The organism is Neolewinella marina (assembly GCF_002631205.1).
Classification (GTDB): domain Bacteria; phylum Bacteroidota; class Bacteroidia; order Chitinophagales; family Saprospiraceae; genus Neolewinella; species Neolewinella marina.
In genome coordinates, this window is the sequence record NZ_PDLO01000001.1 from 881,743 (window position 1) to 900,628 (window position 18,886).

At 64.8% G+C, this 18,886-nt stretch carries 19 protein-coding genes; 10 read left to right on the plus strand and 9 right to left on the minus strand.

What is annotated here, in order from left to right; genetic code table 11:
* Window positions 1-29 precede the first annotated feature (29 nt).
* Entirely contained in the window at window positions 30-1,727 is a 1,698-nt protein-coding gene (locus CGL56_RS03610) for a DUF2207 domain-containing protein (protein WP_167641498.1), read from the minus strand.
* Between the two features lie 92 nt (window positions 1,728-1,819).
* On the opposite strand from CGL56_RS03610, the gene CGL56_RS03615 reads away from it, so the two are divergent.
* Complete coding sequence (locus CGL56_RS03615; protein WP_099105119.1) at window positions 1,820-2,695, plus strand: alpha/beta hydrolase; 876 nt, start codon at window positions 1,820-1,822, stop codon at window positions 2,693-2,695.
* Window position 2,696: 1 nt separating this feature from the next.
* Here CGL56_RS03615 and CGL56_RS03620 read toward each other — a convergent pair whose 3' ends face one another.
* Window positions 2,697-3,479 carry a queuosine precursor transporter gene (locus tag CGL56_RS03620; protein WP_245183938.1) on the minus strand — a complete coding sequence of 261 codons (783 nt, stop codon included), beginning with the start codon at window positions 3,477-3,479 and terminating at the stop codon, window positions 2,697-2,699.
* 72 nt (window positions 3,480-3,551) lie between these two features.
* On the opposite strand from CGL56_RS03620, the gene CGL56_RS03625 reads away from it, so the two are divergent.
* The 3 genes from CGL56_RS03625 to CGL56_RS03635 are packed head-to-tail and all read left to right on the plus strand — an operon-like array spanning window position 3,552 to window position 5,821.
* Window positions 3,552-4,424 carry a hypothetical protein gene (locus tag CGL56_RS03625; RefSeq protein WP_099105121.1) on the plus strand — a complete coding sequence of 291 codons (873 nt, stop codon included), beginning with the start codon at window positions 3,552-3,554 and terminating at the stop codon, window positions 4,422-4,424.
* Window positions 4,425-4,433: 9 nt separating this feature from the next.
* Window positions 4,434-5,375 (plus strand): L-threonylcarbamoyladenylate synthase, encoded by a 942-nt coding sequence (locus CGL56_RS03630; RefSeq protein WP_245851907.1) that lies wholly within the window; start codon window positions 4,434-4,436, stop codon window positions 5,373-5,375.
* A gap of 59 nt (window positions 5,376-5,434) precedes the next feature.
* On the plus strand, window positions 5,435-5,821 hold the full coding sequence (locus CGL56_RS03635) for a hypothetical protein (protein ID WP_099105122.1): 387 nt from the start codon (window positions 5,435-5,437) through the stop codon (window positions 5,819-5,821).
* An 11-nt stretch (window positions 5,822-5,832) separates the two neighbouring features.
* On the opposite strand, the gene CGL56_RS03640 is transcribed toward CGL56_RS03635, so the two are convergent.
* Complete coding sequence (locus tag CGL56_RS03640) at window positions 5,833-6,084, minus strand: acyl carrier protein (protein WP_143470590.1); 252 nt, start codon at window positions 6,082-6,084, stop codon at window positions 5,833-5,835.
* 259 nt (window positions 6,085-6,343) lie between these two features.
* Between CGL56_RS03640 and CGL56_RS03645 the strand changes: the two genes are divergently transcribed.
* Complete coding sequence (locus CGL56_RS03645) at window positions 6,344-7,063, plus strand: LOG family protein (protein WP_099105124.1); 720 nt, start codon at window positions 6,344-6,346, stop codon at window positions 7,061-7,063.
* Window positions 7,064-7,074: 11 nt separating this feature from the next.
* Here CGL56_RS03645 and CGL56_RS03650 read toward each other — a convergent pair whose 3' ends face one another.
* The 3 genes from CGL56_RS03650 to thyA are packed head-to-tail and all read right to left on the minus strand — an operon-like array spanning window position 7,075 to window position 9,804.
* Complete coding sequence (locus CGL56_RS03650; RefSeq protein ID WP_099105125.1) at window positions 7,075-8,418, minus strand: DUF2254 domain-containing protein; 1,344 nt, start codon at window positions 8,416-8,418, stop codon at window positions 7,075-7,077.
* Between the two features lies 1 nt (window position 8,419).
* Window positions 8,420-8,896: a YkgJ family cysteine cluster protein gene (locus CGL56_RS03655; protein WP_099105126.1), complete on the minus strand. Its 477-nt coding sequence runs from the start codon at window positions 8,894-8,896 to the stop codon at window positions 8,420-8,422.
* Between the two features lie 2 nt (window positions 8,897-8,898).
* Window positions 8,899-9,804: a thymidylate synthase gene (thyA, locus tag CGL56_RS03660; protein ID WP_099105127.1), complete on the minus strand. Its 906-nt coding sequence runs from the start codon at window positions 9,802-9,804 to the stop codon at window positions 8,899-8,901.
* Between the two features lie 155 nt (window positions 9,805-9,959).
* Here thyA and CGL56_RS03665 point away from each other — a divergent pair, with 155 nt between their 5' ends.
* Window positions 9,960-10,778 carry an SDR family NAD(P)-dependent oxidoreductase gene (locus tag CGL56_RS03665; RefSeq protein ID WP_099105128.1) on the plus strand — a complete coding sequence of 273 codons (819 nt, stop codon included), beginning with the start codon at window positions 9,960-9,962 and terminating at the stop codon, window positions 10,776-10,778.
* A gap of 61 nt (window positions 10,779-10,839) precedes the next feature.
* Window positions 10,840-11,484, plus strand: coding sequence for a DUF2911 domain-containing protein (locus tag CGL56_RS03670; protein WP_245183937.1), 645 nt, complete (start codon window positions 10,840-10,842; stop codon window positions 11,482-11,484).
* Window positions 11,485-11,486: 2 nt separating this feature from the next.
* On the opposite strand, the gene CGL56_RS03675 is transcribed toward CGL56_RS03670, so the two are convergent.
* Complete coding sequence (locus tag CGL56_RS03675; protein ID WP_143470591.1) at window positions 11,487-12,440, minus strand: hypothetical protein; 954 nt, start codon at window positions 12,438-12,440, stop codon at window positions 11,487-11,489.
* Window positions 12,441-12,515: 75 nt separating this feature from the next.
* On the opposite strand from CGL56_RS03675, the gene CGL56_RS03680 reads away from it, so the two are divergent.
* From CGL56_RS03680 to CGL56_RS03685, 3 genes are read left to right on the plus strand one after another with little or no spacing between them, the layout of a single operon-like run.
* Entirely contained in the window at window positions 12,516-13,283 is a 768-nt protein-coding gene (locus CGL56_RS03680) for an SDR family NAD(P)-dependent oxidoreductase (protein WP_099105130.1), read from the plus strand.
* Window position 13,284: 1 nt separating this feature from the next.
* Entirely contained in the window at window positions 13,285-13,437 is a 153-nt protein-coding gene (locus CGL56_RS18190; RefSeq protein ID WP_167641497.1) for a hypothetical protein, read from the plus strand.
* A 32-nt stretch (window positions 13,438-13,469) separates the two neighbouring features.
* Window positions 13,470-14,939, plus strand: a complete 1,470-nt coding sequence (locus tag CGL56_RS03685) for an adenylate/guanylate cyclase domain-containing protein (RefSeq protein ID WP_099105131.1) — start codon at window positions 13,470-13,472, stop codon at window positions 14,937-14,939.
* Here CGL56_RS03685 and CGL56_RS03690 read toward each other — a convergent pair.
* A complete protein-coding gene (locus tag CGL56_RS03690; protein WP_099105132.1) occupies window positions 14,897-16,099 on the minus strand; it encodes an RsmB/NOP family class I SAM-dependent RNA methyltransferase in 1,203 nt (400 codons plus the stop codon). The two genes, CGL56_RS03685 and CGL56_RS03690, sit on opposite strands and share 43 nt — an antisense overlap.
* Before the next feature lie 139 nt (window positions 16,100-16,238).
* Window positions 16,239-18,815, minus strand: a complete 2,577-nt coding sequence (locus CGL56_RS03695; protein WP_245183936.1) for a M14 family zinc carboxypeptidase — start codon at window positions 18,813-18,815, stop codon at window positions 16,239-16,241.
* Window positions 18,816-18,886: the final 71 nt, after the last annotated feature.

Here is an 18,886-nt window from a genome sequence, read left to right on the forward strand (position 1 = left end):
CAACCTCCCGGGGGCGGCCCCGGGAGAATTTACCAGCCACCCGCGCCCCCGCCGCCAACCCCGCCGCCGACGGATCCGCCGCCCCCGGAGGCCGAAGACTGCACCGGCGTGGCGCTGCTGCCGGCCACCTGGGTGAACCGCTCACTGAAGGTGGCCGCGTGGAAGGGAGCCCCGCCGCCGAAGTACCACACCGGCCGGTACCCCGCCGGGTCGAACAGCCCCTGGAAGTAGTCCGTCCATTTCGTGTGGATGCCCAGGGCGATCGCGTATGGCAGCAGCTCCTCGTAGTGTTCCCGGCTCATCTCGGGGGCGTTCAACAGCCGCTTGCGTTTGCCTTCCGACAGGCTGAGGTATTCCTTGAGGGCGGCAATTTCCGCGCGCAGCCATACCAGTTCCGGGCTCGGCCGGCGGATGAGCCAGATGAAGATGCCCAGTCCGATTCCGCCCAGTACGATATAGGTGATTACCCAGGGCCAGAGGGGTGCCCCGGTGGCGCGGAGGCTGGCGAATACGCCCGCGGCGATCCCCAGCAGGTAAATGCCCAGCAGCGGCCAGGCTTTCCCCAGGTTATGGGCTACGGGGTACCGATCCTTATATGCGCTCGCTACCGCCTCGTGGTGGGACTGAGAAGCCTTGTAGAGGAATTTGTCGTACTCCCCTTTCAGCTTGACGGTATCCCGCCCGGCGAACAGCTGCTCGTACAGCAGGGCCTGCTCCGCGGGCAGTTCGCCGGGAACCGGATGCTGGTCCGTCTTCCGCAGGTAGTAGCGGTAGTGAGTACCCAGCCAGCCGGACTCCTCCTCGGATCCGATGCTGAGGTAACCGCGGGTCGCCAGCGCCAGCAGCGAGGCGGTAAATTCCTGGGTGGGCGAAGCCCCGAAGTCGGAGGCCAAATGGCTCACCGCCGCCGGGGAGAGCCCCTGGGGAGGAGCATAGACGTGACCCACCCGCGGGGCCTGCGGGTCTACGCCGTAGGTCCGCCACCGGGTATAGGCAAAGTAAATCCCACCAATTACGCAGAGCACGAACAGCAGGAGACTGCCCTCGCGCTCAAACCAGTTCGGGGCCGCTTCCGGAGCCGCCGTGGACGCCTCAATCGCCCGGAAGAAACCCGGCTCAAAACCGGCGGCCACCGACAATTGGGTTCCCAGGCCAAATTCCCCTACGCCCGTGAAGGACAGCCGCCCGTTCTCGGGGGCCGCGATCGTACAATTGCCCTGGGTGGAGCCCGCCTTCCCTGTATAGCAGGCGTACTGAGCCACCCTCAGCCCGTCGGGCAGGTGGACGGTGGCCGTGGCCCGGCCGACGGGCAGGCTTACATCCGGGCCGATCACCTCGAACTGGAGTTCATCCAGCTCACCCTCCCGCGCCACGGCCCCGTCGATGCGGTAGCGGACCCGGTAGGTGTAGGTGCCCGGCCGCAGGGTCTTCTTCTTGTCGCCGGCGTAAATGGTCAGGTTACCCCCCGAACGCCGGGTATGGTAGGGGCTTTCCTCCCCATCGCGTTCTACCGACAGCACCTCCACCGGGTGGGCCTTGGGGTTCGGCAGGGTGCGGGTGATGCCCCGCTTGACGGTTTCACCATGGCTGACGACAGTGATGCGTTCCGTGACTTCGATCGACCGGTCGGCCCGGGGGTGAACGTCGGCGTGCCATTCGGGGAAGGATTCCTGGGCGTTCAGGGTGAGGGTAAGGCAGCTAAGAAGCAGAAGACAAAGAAGGCGCACGGGCAGAAATTTGTCGGAATGTAGTCACCGGCCGCGGGCCCGCTCAAGTTTCTTCGACGAACGCGGCTGCCGGCCCTGCGTATCTTCCCCCCATGGTATGGTTTCTTCTCGTCCTGCTGCTGGCGTGGTTCGCCGCGGTCTTCCTATACTGGCTGCCCCGCCGCATCGTCCGTCCGCGACGGCTGCTGCTCGACCTGGATCCGGGTCGGCTGGGCTACCCCTTCGAGGCCAGTACCCTTACTACCGACGACGGCCTGCGGCTGGCCACCTACTACATACCGGCCACCGTCCCCGCCCGCGGCAACCTCCTCATCCTCCACGGCAAGGACAGCGCCCGGGAGCGCTACCTGGAATACCTGCCCCAGCTCGTCCCCTATGGGTACAACGTGATGCTGGTGGACGCCCGCGCCCACGGGCGCAGCCAAGGCACCTATACCACCTTCGGATACCGGGAATGGGCCGACGTGGTTGCGGCCGTCCGCCAGCTGCGCCACCTGGCACCGGGGCTGCCCACCGGGGTCTTCGGCCACAGCATGGGGGGCGCTGTCGCTCTGCAAGCGCTGTCGCGCAGCCCGGAGATCGACTTCGGCATCGTGGAGAGCGCCTTCACCCACCTGGGCGAGATCACCCACGCCTACGCCTGTCGGCAGACGGGGCTGGACCTGCCCCGCCCCCTCATCGAACTGCTGCTGGACCGCGCCGCCCAGCTGGCCGACTTCGAGCACCGTTCCGTGGATCCCCTACAGGCCGCGGCCCACGTGCAGCAGCCGGTACTGGTCGTCCACGGTGAGGTGGACCGCAACATCGACCTGGACCACGGCCGCCAGCTCTACGCGGGGCTGGGCAGCACCCGGAAGGCCTTCTACGTGGTGAAGGGTGGCGGTCACGACGACCTTACGGAGGTGGGTGGCGACGCCTATTTCCGCCGGCTGCGGGCCTTTCTGGAGGAGGTGACCCCGGCGGACTGACTCAGGAAAAGTTGCGCCCCGGCTTCAGTCCCAGATAGCGGTCGATCACGGCGTGGCAGCCGTAAATGACGGGGGTGAGCGCCACCGCCATGATAAACTTGAATACGTACTGCACCGTGGCCACCGCCAGCAGCCTGGACCAGGGCCAGGGCTCGGTGAGCCCGCCGAAAAGCTCCGGCCCCAGCTTGAAGGCCACGAAGAGTACCACGAAGCTGTCCACCAGCTGGCTCACCAGGGTGGAGCCGGTGGCCCGCAGCCACAGCATCCGCTCGCCGGTGCGCTCGCGGATGCGGTGGAAGACGAATACGTCCGTCAGCTGGCCGATGAGGAAGGCGGTCACCGAGCCCACGATGATGAACAGGCCCTGGCCAAAGGTGACCCGGAAGGCGGCCTGGTTGTCGGGGACCCCTTGCACCTGCGCCCCCGCCCGCCACCATTCCGCCGGTACGAGCTGGATGGCGAAGTAGATCATCACGAAGGCGTAGAGGATCAGCGCCACGGTAAAGTAACTGAGCAGCCTCACCCCCCGCTCGCCGTAGTACTCATTGAGCAGGTCGGTAACGACGAACACGATGGGCCACAGCAGCACCCCGGCGCTGAACTGCAGGGCGCCGACCTCCCCGAAAAGGTTGAAATTCCAGGGGTCCAGCCCGAGGGTGTCCTCCAGGGCGAATATCTTCACCCCAATGAGTTCGGCCACCAGGGCATTGGCAACAAAGAACCCCGCCAGGAAAATGTAAAGCCGGCTGGGGCGGTAACGGACGACTTCATCGGTGTACAGCAAGGGGGGCGGATTGAGGGATGACCAACGCAATATGGCCCCTTCCCCGTCTATCCCCCGCATAACCCCCAGCAAATGCGCATATTTTTCCTCCTCGCCGCCGGTCTGCTGCCCTTCCTGCTGGCGGGGCAAGACCGCCCCGGGCGAATCTCCGCCCGGGTCACGATCGGTGATACCAGCCAGGTGCACCTGCTGACCTTGGTGGACAACAGTACCTTCTTCGGGACGGTTACCGCCGTGACGGGCGACAGCGTGCGGTTGGTCAGCCGCTCTTTCGCCGATCCCCTGGTGGTCCCCTGGGAGAGAGTCCACCGCATCTCCCGTTACCGGGGCGGCTGGGGTGCCCCTTCCGCCCAGCTGGCCCTGGACGACCTCACCCTGGTGCGCACCGCCCTGCCCTTCGCGGGCCGCCGCCGCTTCAAGACGGTGATGCTGATGTACAACGCCCTCGACTTCAACCTGAACCCCCACCTGCAACTGGGGGTAGGCAATGCGGCGGTACTGGGACTGACCTTCAGCCAGCGCTACCGCACTTCCCTGTCTTCCTGGCTGCACCTCGGCGTCAGCAATGAAACTCTGGTCATTCCCACCCTGAGCCTCTACTCAGTGGGCGTGGGTCTCGCGGGCGACCTGACCGGCCTGTTGACCGTAGGCAGCAGCGACCAGTTCGTCCACTTCGGAACGGGCCTGTTTTACATCGCCGGGGAAGGGCCGCTGGCCAATTTCCGCCTCGGGGCGGGCCGCCGCATCAGTCCATCCGTCCACCTCTCCGGAGAACTGCTGGCGGTGGGCACCGATGCCGGTCAGCTGGCCGTATTGCCTTCGCTGACGGTTGGTCTGGCGCGGCGCAGTCACCGCTGGGGCTTCGGGCTGGCGACGGTAATGCACGACGGGGAAACTTTCTTTCCCCCACCCATCCCCTACCTCAGCTACGCGGTTTACTACTAGCTTTGCGCCGTGCGTGCAATCATCGGAACCGACCCCCTCGAAGCCGCCCTTCGCCTCCGGCGGGGGCAGCTGGTGGCCCTGCCCACCGAAACCGTCTACGGACTCGGCGCCAACGCCCTGGACGGGGCGGCGGTGAGCCGGATATTCGCGGCCAAGAACCGCCCCAGTTTCGACCCCCTGATCCTGCACCAGTCTACCCCGGAACGCATCTTCGCCTACGCCCGGCGGGTGCCGGAAGAAGCCCGCCGGCTGGCCGACAGCCTCTGGCCGGGACCGCTCACCCTGGTCTTGGAACGGGTGGCAGCGGTGCCCGATCTGGTCACCTCCGGCCTCGACACCGTGGCCCTGCGGGTGCCCTCCCACCCCCTGATCCGGGAGGTACTCGAGGCCGTTGATTTCCCCGTAGCGGCCCCGAGTGCCAATCCCTTCGGTTTCGTGAGTCCGGTAACCGCGGCCCACGTGGGCGAGCAACTGGGCGACCGCATCGACTACATCCTCGACGGCGGTCCCTGCCGGGTGGGCCTGGAAAGCACCATCGTAGGCTTTCCCGCCGGTCGCCCCACCGTACTGCGTAAAGGGGGCACCCCGGTGGAAGAGATTGAGGAGGTCCTGGGCCAGAGCGTCGACGTGCGCACCTATGGCAGCAGCCGCCCCGCCGCCCCGGGCATGCTCACCCACCACTACTCACCGGGGATCCGGCTGCACCTGGCGGAGGAAACCGACCGATCCGGCACCGCCGAGCACGCGGTGGTACGCTTCGGCGCGCCCGCCGCAAATGCCTTTGAATACAGCCTTTCGGAAAGTGGAAACCTCGCGGAAGCCGCGCAGCGTCTGTTTACCGTCCTGCGTTTACTGGCCGCTGGGGGCTACCGGGAGGCTACCGTACCCCTGGTGCCCGACCACGGCCTCGGGCAGGCGATCAACGACCGGCTGCGCCGGGCCAGTCAATAGTCCTTTGCGCTTAACAATCTGCCGTCCACCGTGTTTCCGGAATTGCAATTGACCCCACCATGCGTTTTTTCCTTCCCCTGCTCCTTCTTTCCCTCCTCTGCGCCGGCTGCGGTTCCGAGCCCGAAGTCACCGCCGAGGAAGCCGTCCACCTGGAAGGCAGATGGGAGCTCACGGAGGCCCGCCGCGACAACGTCAAGACGGGACTGCTCGACGGGCTGTACTTCGACTTCGGCCCCGAGGGCGCATTCGAAACCAACCTGCTGACGGGCGAGGCCCAATCCGGCAGCTGGGAACGCGAGGGGGAACAGATCATCACCAGCGGCGTGGAGCTGCCGCTGACCTACGAAATCCAGGCCCTCAAGCCCAAAGCCCTGAACCTGCGGGCCCGCCACGAAGGGTTCCTCTTCGATTTCGCTCTGGAACGCAGCGCGGCGGACCCCCAGTAATCAAGACGGAATCAGCGCAGGAAGAATTGCTGCAGGTCGCCTACGGTTTCGATCTGGCTGGCTTCCTCTTCGGTGAGGTAGTATTCCAGGCGGCTTTCCAGTCCGGCTACGAGCAGCTCAATATCCAGGGTATCCAGGAAGAGGTCCTCGCGGAGGCGGGTGAAGGGGTGAAGCCGGTGGCCGGGCAGCCGCAGTTCACTGCTGAGGTTCTGCATCAGGGCGGCGCTGCGGGAAGCCATGGCCGGGGGGGTAACTTGTGTCATGCTGTTCATTTGGCGGCCAAATTGCTGGCGTTGGGTAGTTAGGAGCTGGTTCGGACTTTGTCCTTCTGGTCGGCAAATGGTGCTGTCCACCGGGAAAGCAAAGCGCAAACAAGCTCGTAGCGAATATTCGCTGGAAGAACGACGGACCGGGGAAAAGCGTTGCCTTTCCCCTAAAATTTATTCTTTTCAAAACCGTGAACTACCTTGGTGCATTCCCTTCGAGCGGTCTGGTTTTCCTGGCCGCCGATAATCGAATAATATGAGTGATTTTTCCGGGCTGAACCGCCACGCCCCCCGCCGCTGGAACACCGAGCCTTTTGGTGAGAACAGCTGGACCATGTTTAAAGTGATCAGCGAATTCGTAGAAGGCTTTGAGGTCATGAACCGCATCGGCCCCTGCGTCAGCATCTTTGGCAGCGCCCGTACCAAGCCCGACCACAAGTACTACAAGACGGCCACTGAGATCGGCCGCCTGCTCGTCCGCCAGGGTTACGGCATCATCACCGGGGGCGGCCCCGGAATCATGGAAGCCGGCAACAAGGGCGCCCACGACAGCAAGGGCGCCAGCATCGGCCTGAACATCGACCTGCCCTTCGAGCAGAGCAGTAACGCCTACGTGGACCACGACAAGGACATCGACTTCCGCTACTTTTTCGTGCGCAAGGTCATGTTCGTCAAGTACGCCCAGGCCTTCGTCTGCTGCCCGGGCGGCTTTGGCACAATGGACGAACTGTTTGAGGTACTCACCCTGATCCAGACCAAGAAGATCACCCCCGTACCGGTGATCCTGGTAGGCACCGACTACTGGTCCGGCCTGCGCGACTGGATCTTCGACACCATGTCGGAGCGGGAGAAGACCATCAGCCCCCAGGACCTCGACCTCATCCCCATCGTGGATACCCCGGAGGAGGTACTGGCCATCATCCAGGAGTTTTACGACGAAAAGGGCGGGCGCCTCGAGCCCAACTACAAGCTCTAGCGGAGCGCTGCCTAGGCCGTAGTCTCCACCTGCTGCAGTACCGTCACCTTGCGGGCGATCGCGAGGGCGCGCCGGTGGTGGCGGAGATCCCCCGCGATGATCGAGCGGTCGGTGGCGTTCTGGATACTGTCGCGGACGTCGGCTACCAGGGCAGCTATTTCTGCCCGGATGTAGCGGTGGTAGGAAAGGCGGTCACCGGCCAGTTGCAGCAGGTGGTACAGCATCTGGAACAGCCGCCGGGCCACCAGGGGGTCCTGCTTTCCGTAGCACCGCATTTCCTGCATCAGGGCGGCCAGCACCTCCCGGTAGCCGTGGCGGGCGAACCACACCTCCCCTCCGTCCTTGGAGCGGAACACGTTGTACAACGGCACCTCCATCATTTCGGCCAGCACTTCGGTCTGCCGGTCGATGACCATCAGGGCCGTGGCCGGGTCGTTGATGCCGGGGGAAAGGGCCTTGAGGGCGATTTCGGTCAGTTGCTTGAGGTTCGGCAGGTACCAGTCGTCGAATTGGTCCGGAATGGGCGAAACGGCGGCCATCACTTTCTCGATCTGCTCCTCGCCCAGGCGATGCTCCGTCTGCAAGAGGGGCAGGCCCCGGGGTACGTACTGCCCCTTCGTGATGCCGATGTAGAAGCGCGTGCCGTATTCGGTACCCAGCCGGGCCAGCCGCTCGTGATCAACGGTGCCGACGTAGCCGCCGATGGGACTGGGAATACCGGGCCAGAACTGCACCTCCGGCGGGACGCTCCCCTCGGCGTACCCCTTTTCGTTCCAGGACCGCTGGCGGCGCAGGCTGTCCAGGGCATCGTTGGCGGTGGCGTCGATGATGCTGTTCACCTGGATCTTGCGGGTGATGGTGGTGACGAAATAGACGAACAGGACCAGGCAGGTGATGCCGAGAATGGTGCAGATCAGAATGGAGAAGTTCGGGATCTTGTAGTCTTCACTGCTGCGGATGGACAGCAGCACCGTGATGGTCAGGACTATGCTGGCCAGGTTAAGGCCCATGACGAACTGCAGCGCACGGTCGCCCGTAAGCTTGGGCAGCAGCCGGGGGGAGTAGCTGTTGGCCACCTGGTTGAGGAGGCTCATGATCTGGGTGAAGGTGAACACCGTCAGGGTGATCAGGCCGCCGATGAACATGCCCAGGATGGTGCGGGCCGTATCCTGGCTGGAGATGGCCAGGGCGGGAAAGGCGTCGGCCGCCCACTGGCTGATCGCGGTGTTGCTTTCCAACCAATAAAAGAGGAAGCCCAGCATCACCGCCGTGACGATCATGGGCACCGGCAGAAAAGCTACGCTTCTTACGGCTTGCTTGGATAAGGTTTGCAGCGTACGGTATAAGTGTCCCATGCTATTCACGCAGCCCGCGCAGTACCTCCCCAACGGCGGGGCAGACCAGGCTGTTCCTCAGGGTCAACGGGAGCAGGGGCAACATGTTTTTACGGTCGGTATGGGGATACTCCCGGCAGGCCCTAGGACGGGCTTCGTATACCGAGCAGTAATTGTCGGGGCCGAGGAAGGGACAGGGCGCGACGTTGAGCACGTAATCCTGCTCATCGTCCAGGTGGAGGTAGCGCTCCACCAGTTCCGCCGGCCGGATGCCCAGGTGGCGGGCCAGCCGGTCGATGTCGATGTCGCGGAAGATCGGGCTGGTCGTCTTGCAGCAGTTGGCGCATTCCAGGCAGTCGATCTTGGCAAAGGCCGCGGCGTGCTGCTCGTGGATCTGTTCGTCCAGGTCCCGCGGGGGCCGGGCGCGCAGGCGGGAGACGAACTTGCGGTTGCCCTTGTGTTCGTGGGCGGCTCTTTCGAGTTCCTTGACTACGTCCATGGCTACACGGCGATGGGGGCCCGGATGGCGGGCCAGGGGTCATAGTCGCGCAGCTCGATGTCCGCGAACTGAATGTCGAAGATCCCGGAGGCGTCAGCGGGAATGTGCAGGGTGGGCAGGGGCCGCGGCGCGCGGGTGCCTTGCAATTCCGCCTGTTCCAGGTGGTTCTGATACAGGTGGGCGTCCCCGAGGGTATGGACAAAGTCGCCCACTTCCAGTCCGCATTCGCGGGCCACCAGGTGGGTAAGCAGGGCGTAGGAAGCGATGTTGAAGGGCACGCCCAGGAATACGTCCGCCGACCGCTGGTACAGCTGGCAGCTCAGCCGGTCCTCTGCCACGTAGAACTGGAAGAGGGTGTGGCAGGGCGGCAGTCCGGCCTTGGCCATGGCGGGGATGTCGGTGGGGTTCCAGGCCGTGACGATGTGGCGGCGGCTGTCGGGGTTCTGCCGGATGGCCTCGATTACCTCCCGGAGCTGGTCCACCCCGTTGAAGTCGCGCCACTGCTTGCCGTATACCGGACCGAGCTCTCCCCAGCGGGCGGCGAATTCCTCGTCGTCGGCAATCCTGGAGATAAATTCCTTCAGGGCGGCTTTCCATTCCGGCCCGTGCTTCGGCAGCTCCTCGGCCCGGCCGGTGGATTCCAGGTAATGCTGGAAAGGCCATTCGTTCCAGATTCGTACCCCGTTCTGCACCAGGTAGCGGATGTTGGTATCCCCCCGGACGAACCAGAGCAATTCATGCACCACGCTCTTCCAGTGGACCTTCTTGGTGGTCAGCAGCGGGAAGCCTTCTTGCAGGTCGTACCGCGACTGGTAGCCAAACACGGAAAGCGTGCCGGTGCCGGTCCGGTCGCCCTTCGGGGTACCCGTTTGCAGAATGTGGCCCAGGAGGTCCAGATACGTTTTCATATGCAGCCTTTATTCGACAGCCCCGCCGTAAAACCGCCGCTAAGGTAAAACTATCCCCGCGTACCGGACTTTATACGATGGTTCGCTCAGCGGGCCGCTGAACCCTAACCCTTTACGTTTTCTATCGCCCCGCCATGAGTGCTCAATTACCTGCTATGCCTTCTTCCCTCTTTACCGGACAGACCGCCATCGTTACGGGTGCCGCCACCGGCATCGGCTTCGGCATCGCCCGCTACCTGGTGGAACAGGGGGCTACCGTGGTCCTGAACGACATCGACCCGGCTGCGGCCGCCGACGCGGTGGACGAACTGAACAGCACGGGTCCCGGCACGGCCTTCCCCTTCGTCGGCAATGCCGGAGAGGTAGACTTCGTCTACCGCCTGGTGGATTACGCCGCCGGGCTGGAGGACACCACGCTGTCCATGATCGTCGCCAACGCCGGGCTGACGGAATTCGGCGACTTCTTCGAATTTTCGGAAGACAGCTTTGACCGCCTCACGGCCCTCAACCTCAAGGGCACCTTCTTCCTCGTCCAGGCCGCCGCCCGCCATTTCCGCCGCGAGGGGACGGCCGGCCGCATCGTCCTCATCGGCTCCAACGTGGGCAACCGCGCCTACCCCGACCTGGGCGCCTACGGCATGTCGAAGGCCGGCATCGCCATGCTGGCCCAGCAGCTTACCCTCGACCTGGCTCCCCTGGGCATCACCATCAACTGCGTGGCCCCCGGGGCGGTACTCACCGAACGCACCGAAAAGGAGGAACCCGACTACGCCGGCATCTGGGCTACACTGAACCCGGTGGGCCGGGTGGGATTGCCGGCCGACGTGGCCGCGGCCGTAGGATTTTTGCTGGGACCCGGTGGCGGCCACATTTCCGGCCAGCAGCTGCTGGTCGACGGCGGCTGGTCGGCCTACGCCGCTTCCCCCCAGTTCGTCGATCGCATCCGGGAAGGGGCAAAAAAACCCCACATTTAACTCCACCTTTCTCCAGCGTGCCACGTTTTAGCTGCACTTTTACGTAATAATTTAACCAACCATGCAACGCATCACCTTTTTCTGTCTGCTGCTCGGAGGCCTGCTCTTCGTCGCCAGCTGCAACACCCCTTCCAACGGAACACCTGACACCACCGACCAGGACCCCACCGTTGACCAGGCGGACGCCTCCACCGTTACCGATCCAGGCATGGACTCCAACCGTCCCTACACCATCACCGTACTGGACACCACCGTCAAAAGCCCCCGCAAGGAGCTCACCGGCAAGGTCAACGGCGTGGAAGTGACCATCAACTACGGCAGTCCAGCCGTCAATGAGCGGAACATCTACGGCGACCTCGTCCCCTACGGCAAGGTATGGCGCACCGGGGCAAACGAAGCCACCCGCATCACCTTCAAGCAGGACGTGAAGGTCGGTGCCGAGGGCGCTGCCCTCCCCGCTGGCACCTACTCACTCTTTACCCTTCCCCAGGACAAGAGCAACTGGACGATCATCTTCAACAAGACCGCCGACCAGTGGGGTGCCTACGACTACTCCGCCGACGACGATGCCCTGCGCATCAAGGGATCCGCTGAGGAACTCTCTACCCCCGCCGAGCGGATGGATTTCGCCCTGGACGGCAACAACGTCGAGATGATGTGGTCCGACCTGGCGATCAGCTTCCCCGTGGCCCCCGCCGCCCGCTAGGGCTAACGGCCACCCCCACTTTTTGGCTTGCCCCCCCGGCCAATGATATCTCGCCCCTCGCTTGGTTTAGGTACCTCGCGGGGGGCTTCTTCGTATTTATGGGTGAAGATCTGCTCTTCCTCGTGCCAGCGGCCGTCCTCCTCGAGGCGCAACAGGTGGTAACTGCCGTCGGGCATGCTCACCGGCCCCTCGCCGTGATTGCCCGGCATCATGACCAGATTCTCGAACACCACCCCGCCGAGTTCCGGGTCGAACCGCAGGGCTACCGTCGCTTCGGCCCCGTAGGTCAGGATTAGGCGGGCGCGGCCCTCCAGCAGCAGGTTGTTGTCCGTATAGGTGTCGAAGATGGGCAGGCCGAAGACCGGCTTGCCGGCTGAGTCAAAGGACAGCACGTCGAGAATCTTGCGGCGGCGGTAGGTGTCGTAGCTGTCGTAGCCGAAGACGAAGTAGTAGGGCCGCCCCCGGTAACTGCCGCCCCCTTCGATGTCGTAGACCACGTAGCCGAGCCAGTTGTCGGCCTTGACCACCGCGTTTTCGGGGTTCTCCAGCCAGCTCTCCCCCCGATCTACCAGGGGGATCAACTCCAGCTCCGCCGTGTTGCGCTGCAGGGCACCGTAGTGGCGGTAGGTTTCCCGGTCGACGAACAGCTCCCAGGTGAAGATGCGGAAGCTGCGGTCCTCCGGGTACTGAATGCTCAGTCCGGGTACCTCATCGAAGGCATACTCAAAGGAGTGGGGGCGATCCAGGGCAGTGACGAGCTCCTTGATGAGGTCGCGACAGGCCGTGAACCGGTCTACTTCGGAACTGTCCGTGTAGATGGTCTCCACCAGGGCCGCGAGCCGGCCTTCGGCGGCGGCCAGGGCGGCGCGGTCCTCCCCGGACAACCGACCGGTCTGGGCAAAGAGGCCGGGAGCAGCGAACACGAGGAGGAGAAAAAACAATCTACGGTAGTGCATAGGTCAGATTACGGTCTACTCCATAAGACGTTTGCACCCCCCATAAAGTATGACCTCACCGCCTACATTTGCATTATGATAACAGTCGACTTCAGCAACCGCACCGCCCTGGTAACGGGCAGCAGCCGGGGCGTTGGGCGGGCCACCGCTACCCTGCTGGCCCGGGCCGGAGCCCGCGTGTGTCTCCATTATCACCACGGTGCCGAAGCGGCCCGCGAGGTGCTCGGCGAACTGCCCGGCAGCGGGCACGCCGTACTGCAGGCGGACCTGTCCGACCCCACCGCCGCCCGCCGACTGGTCGATGAGGCCGTGGAACAGCTCGGTCACCTGGACATTCTGGTGAACAACGCCGGCATCTTCACCCCCCACCCGGTCGACGGAAGCCTGCCTTTCGAACAGTGGCTGGAGACCTTCCAGCGCACCCTGAATACCAATCTCGTAGGCCCCGCGGCCTCCGCTTTCCAGGCCATCCAGCACATGCGGCAGCGCGGCGGAGGTACCATCGTCAACGTCGGCAGCCGGGGCGCCTACCGCGGAGAGCCCGGACAGGTAGGCTACGGCGCCGCCAAAGCTGGCCTCCACAGCCTGAGCCAGTCCCTGGCCCGGGAGGTCGGGGGCGACAACATCACCGTGCACGCCGTAGCCCCCGGCTTCATAGAAACCGCCATGGCCCGCCCCCACCTGCAAGGTGCCGCCGGGGAAGCCGTACGCGCCCAGAGCCCGCTGAACCGGGTCGCCACCGTAGATGAGGTGGCCCGCGCCGTGCTCTACCTGGCGAGCCCCGAAGCGGCCTTCACCACCGGAGGGGTGCTGGACATCAACGGGGCCAGCTACCTCCACTAGTATGGATCACGCGGGACTGTTCGCTATCGGTGAGGGCTTCATCTACCAGTTGGCGGAGAGGACCAGGCTGGTCGTGAAGTTCTGCGGCGGCGACCGGGCCACCTTCGAAACCCGGAAGGACGAAGCCAAGGATACCCCCACCGATCCCCGCTGACGGGACGGCTGTTGTACATAATACCCCCCACCATGGCCATCACACCTTCCAATCCCGGTTTCCTGAGCCATCTCCTCCCTCCTGGGCGGGGATGGATAAGCCGGCTGTTGTTGGCACTCGCCCTGCTTACCCTGGCACCCGCGTCCCCGCCCGCCATGGCCCAGTCGATCTACGACGGGCAGATCGAGGCCATCGAAAGTCTGATCCAGCGCGGCAAGTTCGAGGTGGCCCGCACCCAGAGCCGGGCCCTGGCCGAATCCGGTCGGCAGCAGCGGCTCAATAACGTGGAGGCTTACGGCAACTACCTCTACGGCCGCGCTCTGCTGGAAGATCCGGCCTCCGAGTCCCGCGATCGGGTCGCCGGCATCGAAGCCCTGCGGCGAGCCTCGGCGGGCTTCAGCGACGCCGGGCTGACTGCCAAAGTAGATTCCATAGTGGCCCAACTGCGGGAAATCGCCGCCCGGGAATCACGCTCCGTAGGCCGCCTGCCCCTCCTCCACGAGATTCGCCCCACGGCCCCGCCTACGGTGAGGGACGGTGACGATGAGGTGGACGAAAGTGCCCTGACGGCCATCGTCGCCCTGCAGAACCGCGAGATCGAGGCCCTGAACGACAGCCAGCTCCGGCAGCTGCTGCGCATTCAGCAGCAGGACCTCGCCCTGGACTCGCTGCGCTTCGAGTCGCTGAACGACAGCTTCCGCCTCGAGCGTCAAGAGTTTTTACTTAAGCAGCAGGAATCCCTGACCAACGAAGAACGGCAGCGGCGCAACTTCTTTGTCGCCCTCGCCCTGGGCGTAATGGTGGCCCTGGCCCTGCTGTACCTCCGCTTCCGTTCGGCCCAACGCTACCAGAAAAGTATCCGGGCCGCCCAGAAAAGGAGTGATGAGCTGCTGCTGAACATCCTGCCGCGCACCGTAGCCCAGGAGCTGAAGGAAACCGGCCGCGCCACCGCCCGGCGCTACGAATCGGTGACGGTGGTCTTCTCCGACTTCGTGGGTTTCAGCCACGTGGCCAGCCGTCGCGAACCGGAAGAACTCGTGGAGGTACTCGACCGCACCTTCCGGGCCTTTGACGACATCATCGAACGCCACGGACTGGAGAAGATCAAGACCATCGGGGACGCCTACATGTGCGTAGGCGGCGTGCCGGAAGAGGACCCCGACCACGCCGCCAAGGCGGTGCGTGCGGCCCTGGAAATCCAGCAGTACCTGGCCGACACCGGCGACTTCCAGGCGCGCATCGGTATCCATACCGGCCCGGTGGTAGCCGGGGTGGTCGGCCGCAAGAAGTTTGCTTTCGACATCTGGGGCGATACGGTAAACCAGGCCGCCCGGCTGGAGGCGGCTGGCTGTCCCGGGGAGGTGACCATCAGCAAGGCTACCCGCCAACTGCTCGACAGCCGCTTCGTCTGCGAGCGGATTGGCACCTTCGAGGCCAAGAATATGGGAACCCTGGACCGCTACCGCGTCCTGGACAGCCGGCTGATGAAGAACCCGTCGTAGCCGTCGCGCTGCGGCAGCAGGCTCCGTTCTTCCTCAAGCTCCCAGCCCTCACCCGCGGGTGAGGAAAGGAAGGCCGCGAGCTGCTCCCCGTTCTCCCGCGGCAGGATGCTGCAGGTGGCGTAGACCAGCTTGCCGCCGGGCTTAACCATGCGGCTGTAGTCGGCCAGGATCTGCCGCTGCTCCTCCACCACGCGGTCGACTGATTCCGGACTGAGTTTCCACTTCGCATCGGGGTTGCGGCGGAGCACGCCTAGCCCCGAGCAGGGAACGTCGAGCAGCACCCGGTCGGCCTTGGCGGTCAGTCGCTTGATGACCTTGGTGGAGGTGATGGGACGGGTTTCCAGGTTGGCGACCCCGTTGCGGCGGGCCCGCCGCTTGAGTTCCTCGAGCTTCCAGCCGTGGATGTCCAGGCTGAGCAGCCGCCCCTTGTTTTCCATCAGGGCCGCCAGGTGGAGGCTCTTACCGCCAGCGCCGGCACAGGCGTCGACCACGAGCTGACCGGGCTCCACTTCGAGGGCCGGGGCGGCCTGCTGGCTGCTGTAGTCCTGCACTTCGAAGAGCCCCTGGCGGAAAGCCTTGGTGCGGAAGAGGTTTTTGCGCTCGGTGACCAGGAGAGCGTCGTCGGCGAGGGGTTCGACCACGATCCCTTCGCGGCCCAGGCTTTCGATGACGGTTACGGCGTCGGCCTTGAGCCGGTTGACCCGCAGCACCACCGGGGCCTGTTCGTTCAGGGCGGCGATGGTGGCTTCCCACTCCTCCCCCAGTTCGCTCGCTCCGAGAGCGTCAAGCCAGTCCGGGATGCTCTCCCGCAGGGCGCGGTCCTGGCGGGCGGCCTCCAGGGCGCTTTGCAGCTCTTCCCGGTCCAGCCCCTGGAACTCCCGCCAGTCGGGCAGCTGATAATCGTTCAACAGCAAATGAATGCCGATCAGCCTCCACCAGTCGGCCTTCGACTGCGGCTCCACCCCGGCCAGGTGGGCGTACAGCCGGTAGTAGCGCACGATGGCGTAGGTGTGCTCGGCGATGAAGGCGCGGTCGTTGCTGCCCCGCCGCTTGTCGGCCTTCAGCACCCGGGCGATTTCCCGGTCGGCGTAGGCCCCCTCGCGGAAGATGTTCTGCAGGGCTTCGGCGATGGCGTGCAGGTGGGCGGCGTAGAGTTTCATGGGTAGGGGGTTAGGGGCCGCCGCCGGGGTTGCGGGGGTTGTGGCATGGTTATTGTAAAGTCGTCCAAGTGAAACTGGTCGGACCATTAAGTGGTCGGACGACTTAAGTCGTCCGACCACTTAATGGTCCGACCACTCCTCACTCCACCGCAGCGCCGTCGATGGTGCTGCCGAACATGATGGCGTTCATGAACAGGCGGTTCGTCCCAAACCAAAAGGCGCGAAAGTTCGGATTGTTGGCAAAGGCGATCGTACGACCGCCCCGGTTGCCGCTCACCACGATCGCCGCGGACCCGGCGGCCGACTTCGCGAAGCCGCGCGGACTGTAGCCACTCAGCAGGGGCTCCTCGGCGTAGCGCAGGGGCGTGGCGTATACGTTCTTGGCCGGCTCGAAGAGCAAGGTGCCGCTGCGAAAGACCGGAATCTCCTTCCGCTGCATGCCGAACAGCAGGGGGTGAGTCAGGTCGGCCTCCGTCTGGTAGATCGAGCCGCCGAGGACGCGGCCACCCCCGTCGCGGGAAGCTTTCGCGTATGGTCGCTGGGTAATGCTGCTGTCGGGATTAGCGGGCTTGCGCTCGGTGAGCTTCGCCAGGCCGTTCTTCGCGGCCCAGGCGCTGGCGCGCTCCACCGTGATGAACACCTTGTCGCGGCCCATCCACTCCTTCAGGGCGGTGGCCACCGACTCATCCAGGTTGTTGTAGTAGCCGTCGGGCATGATGATGGTGTTGTACCGGCTCAGGTCGGCGCGCCCCACCTCGTCGATGGGTAGCTTGGTGATCGGCATGCCGAAGCGCTGGTCGAGGAGGTGCCAGGTCTCTCCGGCGTCCAGGCTGCTGGTGGAGCCCTCGATCAGCAGGGCGATCTCGGGCTTGCGCAGGGTCTGGTAGGCGGAGCGGGAGCCGAGCATGAGCCCGCCCGCGTCCACGAGTCCGCTGTTGGTGGTGAGGATGTCGATGCCGGTCTCGTCCTCCACTTCGGAAACGATGCGGTGGATCTCCTCCGCCGACATCTCCTGTCCCACTACCGGGATCATGGCCGTACCGCGGCCGAACTTCGTGGCTCCGTTGTTGATCGAGAAGGGCTGGTCGCTCACCTTCACCCGCAGTCCGGCGTCCTGCAGCTGGTAGATGGCGCGCACCGAGTAGTAGTCGTTGGAGGGCACGAAGTAGGCGTACTCCGCCCGGCTGCGGTCGATCTCCGTTGGGGTGCCGCCCAGGGTGAAGTCGGTCCACCGCATCCCGGAGGGCGCTCCCCCGCTCACCTGGCGGTACGGGAGGTTGAAGGCCATGGGCAGGCTGAAGGTGGACACATCGTAGAAGAGGCTGTCCTCGAATTCCAGGATGGGCTCGAAGGCCGCCTCGCTGAAGGGGGTCTTGGGCACGTAGTAGGCCTCCTGCCCCTGGTCGTTGGTGCCGTGCTGTACGGGCAGCTGGTGGCGGGCCAGGATATTGGCCAGTTCGCGGGCGCGGCCCGGGTCGCCGTCGGCGTCGATGACGTAGCCGTCGCGGGTCACCCCGTCGCGGTTGAACTCCCGCTGGTAGGTAAGCAGTTCGGGGCGCAGTTCCGTCAGCGCCTTGAAGGTGCTCAGGGCCGTGGTCACCTGGTTGCGGATGGTGAAGGGAAAGGTGAGCAGTCCGTTGTCCGACTCCTGCAGGTGGCCGCGGGAGCTGGCCTGCTCGAAGAGGATACCCACGGTGCCGAAGATGTCGGGGTAGGTGGATCCCTTGCCGTAGTAGAAGTCGTCGTAGCCCTCCCCGCTGTAGTACAGCGAGCCGATCTCGTCCAGGGCGGCCGCGTGGTAGGTGCCGATCTTGGCGGTGAGTTCCTGGTTGACGGGGGCCGTCATGGGGTGGACGCGGGTGGGCTCACCGGGCATGAAGAAGAAGGTGGCGTCGGTACCCATCTCGTGGTGGTCGGTGAGTACGTTGGGCATCCAGCGGTGGAACTGCTCTATGCGGGCGCGGCTTTCGGGGTGCTGCACGGGCAGCCAGTCGCGGTTCAGGTCGAACCAGTAGTGGTTGCTCCGGCCGCGGGGGTAGGCCTCGTTGTATTCGCGGTCGTTGCCGTCCGCGGTCATGTTCTTGTTCTTGTGGCTGTTGGCCCAGCTGGCGAAGCGGTTCAGGCCGTCGGGGTTGAAGCTGGGGTCGAAAACGACGATATTGTCGCTCAGCAGCTTCCCGACTTCGCTCAGGGGGGCGGCGGCCAGGTAGTAGGCCACCAGGGGGGCGGCGTTGGCGCCGCTGGGCTCGTTGCCGTGGATGCTGAAGCCCTGGTAGAGGACGCCGGGTACGTCGTCCACCTCGCCGGGGCGGGAGTTCCCGTCGGGGCGGCTCCAGGCCAGGTGGCGCTGGCGGAGTTCTTCCAGGTTGGCGTGGTTCTCGGGGGTGGTGAAGATCAGGTTCAGCAGGGGGCGGTCCTCGTAGGTGCGGCCGATCTCCACCAGGGTGACGCGGTCGCTGCTCGCCGCCAGGGTGCGCATGTAGGCCTGCTGCAGGTCGTGGCTGATGTGCCAGTCGCCGATCTGCCAGCCCAGGAATTCCTCGGGGGTGGGGATGCTGGGGTCGTAGTCCAAGTCGGGCAGGTAATAGGTCAGCGGGCGGTCTTCCAGGCTGTTCGACGTCTGCCGGGGCTGGTCTTCACTGGTGGAGTTTTGCGCCGCGGCGCGGGTTCCCGGGAACAGGGCGAGAAGCAATAGAAGGGGGGTCAGAATCTTCAACTTGGGGTGGTCTTTTTTGGCTCGGCGGGGAAGATAGCCTTTTGGCGCAAGTTGGTTCCCCGGCACCGGCG

Excerpts from the sequence above, each read along its gene's own strand:
- CGL56_RS03615 (WP_099105119.1), top strand. The coding sequence starts at position 1,820 with ATGGTATGGTTTCTTCTCGTCCTGCTGCTGGCGTGGTTCGCCGCGGTC.
- CGL56_RS03625 (WP_099105121.1), top strand. The coding sequence starts at position 3,552 with ATGCGCATATTTTTCCTCCTCGCCGCCGGTCTGCTGCCCTTCCTGCTG.
- CGL56_RS03635 (WP_099105122.1), top strand. The coding sequence starts at position 5,435 with ATGCGTTTTTTCCTTCCCCTGCTCCTTCTTTCCCTCCTCTGCGCCGGC.
- CGL56_RS03640 (WP_143470590.1), bottom strand. The coding sequence starts at position 6,084 with ATGACACAAGTTACCCCCCCGGCCATGGCTTCCCGCAGCGCCGCCCTG.
- CGL56_RS03645 (WP_099105124.1), top strand. The coding sequence starts at position 6,344 with ATGAGTGATTTTTCCGGGCTGAACCGCCACGCCCCCCGCCGCTGGAAC.
- CGL56_RS03650 (WP_099105125.1), bottom strand. The coding sequence starts at position 8,418 with ATGGGACACTTATACCGTACGCTGCAAACCTTATCCAAGCAAGCCGTA.
- CGL56_RS03655 (WP_099105126.1), bottom strand. The coding sequence starts at position 8,896 with ATGGACGTAGTCAAGGAACTCGAAAGAGCCGCCCACGAACACAAGGGC.
- thyA (WP_099105127.1), bottom strand. The coding sequence starts at position 9,804 with ATGAAAACGTATCTGGACCTCCTGGGCCACATTCTGCAAACGGGTACC.
- CGL56_RS03665 (WP_099105128.1), top strand. The coding sequence starts at position 9,960 with ATGCCTTCTTCCCTCTTTACCGGACAGACCGCCATCGTTACGGGTGCC.
- CGL56_RS03670 (WP_245183937.1), top strand. The coding sequence starts at position 10,840 with ATGCAACGCATCACCTTTTTCTGTCTGCTGCTCGGAGGCCTGCTCTTC.
- CGL56_RS03675 (WP_143470591.1), bottom strand. The coding sequence starts at position 12,440 with ATGCACTACCGTAGATTGTTTTTTCTCCTCCTCGTGTTCGCTGCTCCC.
- CGL56_RS03680 (WP_099105130.1), top strand. The coding sequence starts at position 12,516 with ATGATAACAGTCGACTTCAGCAACCGCACCGCCCTGGTAACGGGCAGC.
- CGL56_RS18190 (WP_167641497.1), top strand. The coding sequence starts at position 13,285 with ATGGATCACGCGGGACTGTTCGCTATCGGTGAGGGCTTCATCTACCAG.
- CGL56_RS03685 (WP_099105131.1), top strand. The coding sequence starts at position 13,470 with ATGGCCATCACACCTTCCAATCCCGGTTTCCTGAGCCATCTCCTCCCT.
- CGL56_RS03690 (WP_099105132.1), bottom strand. The coding sequence starts at position 16,099 with ATGAAACTCTACGCCGCCCACCTGCACGCCATCGCCGAAGCCCTGCAG.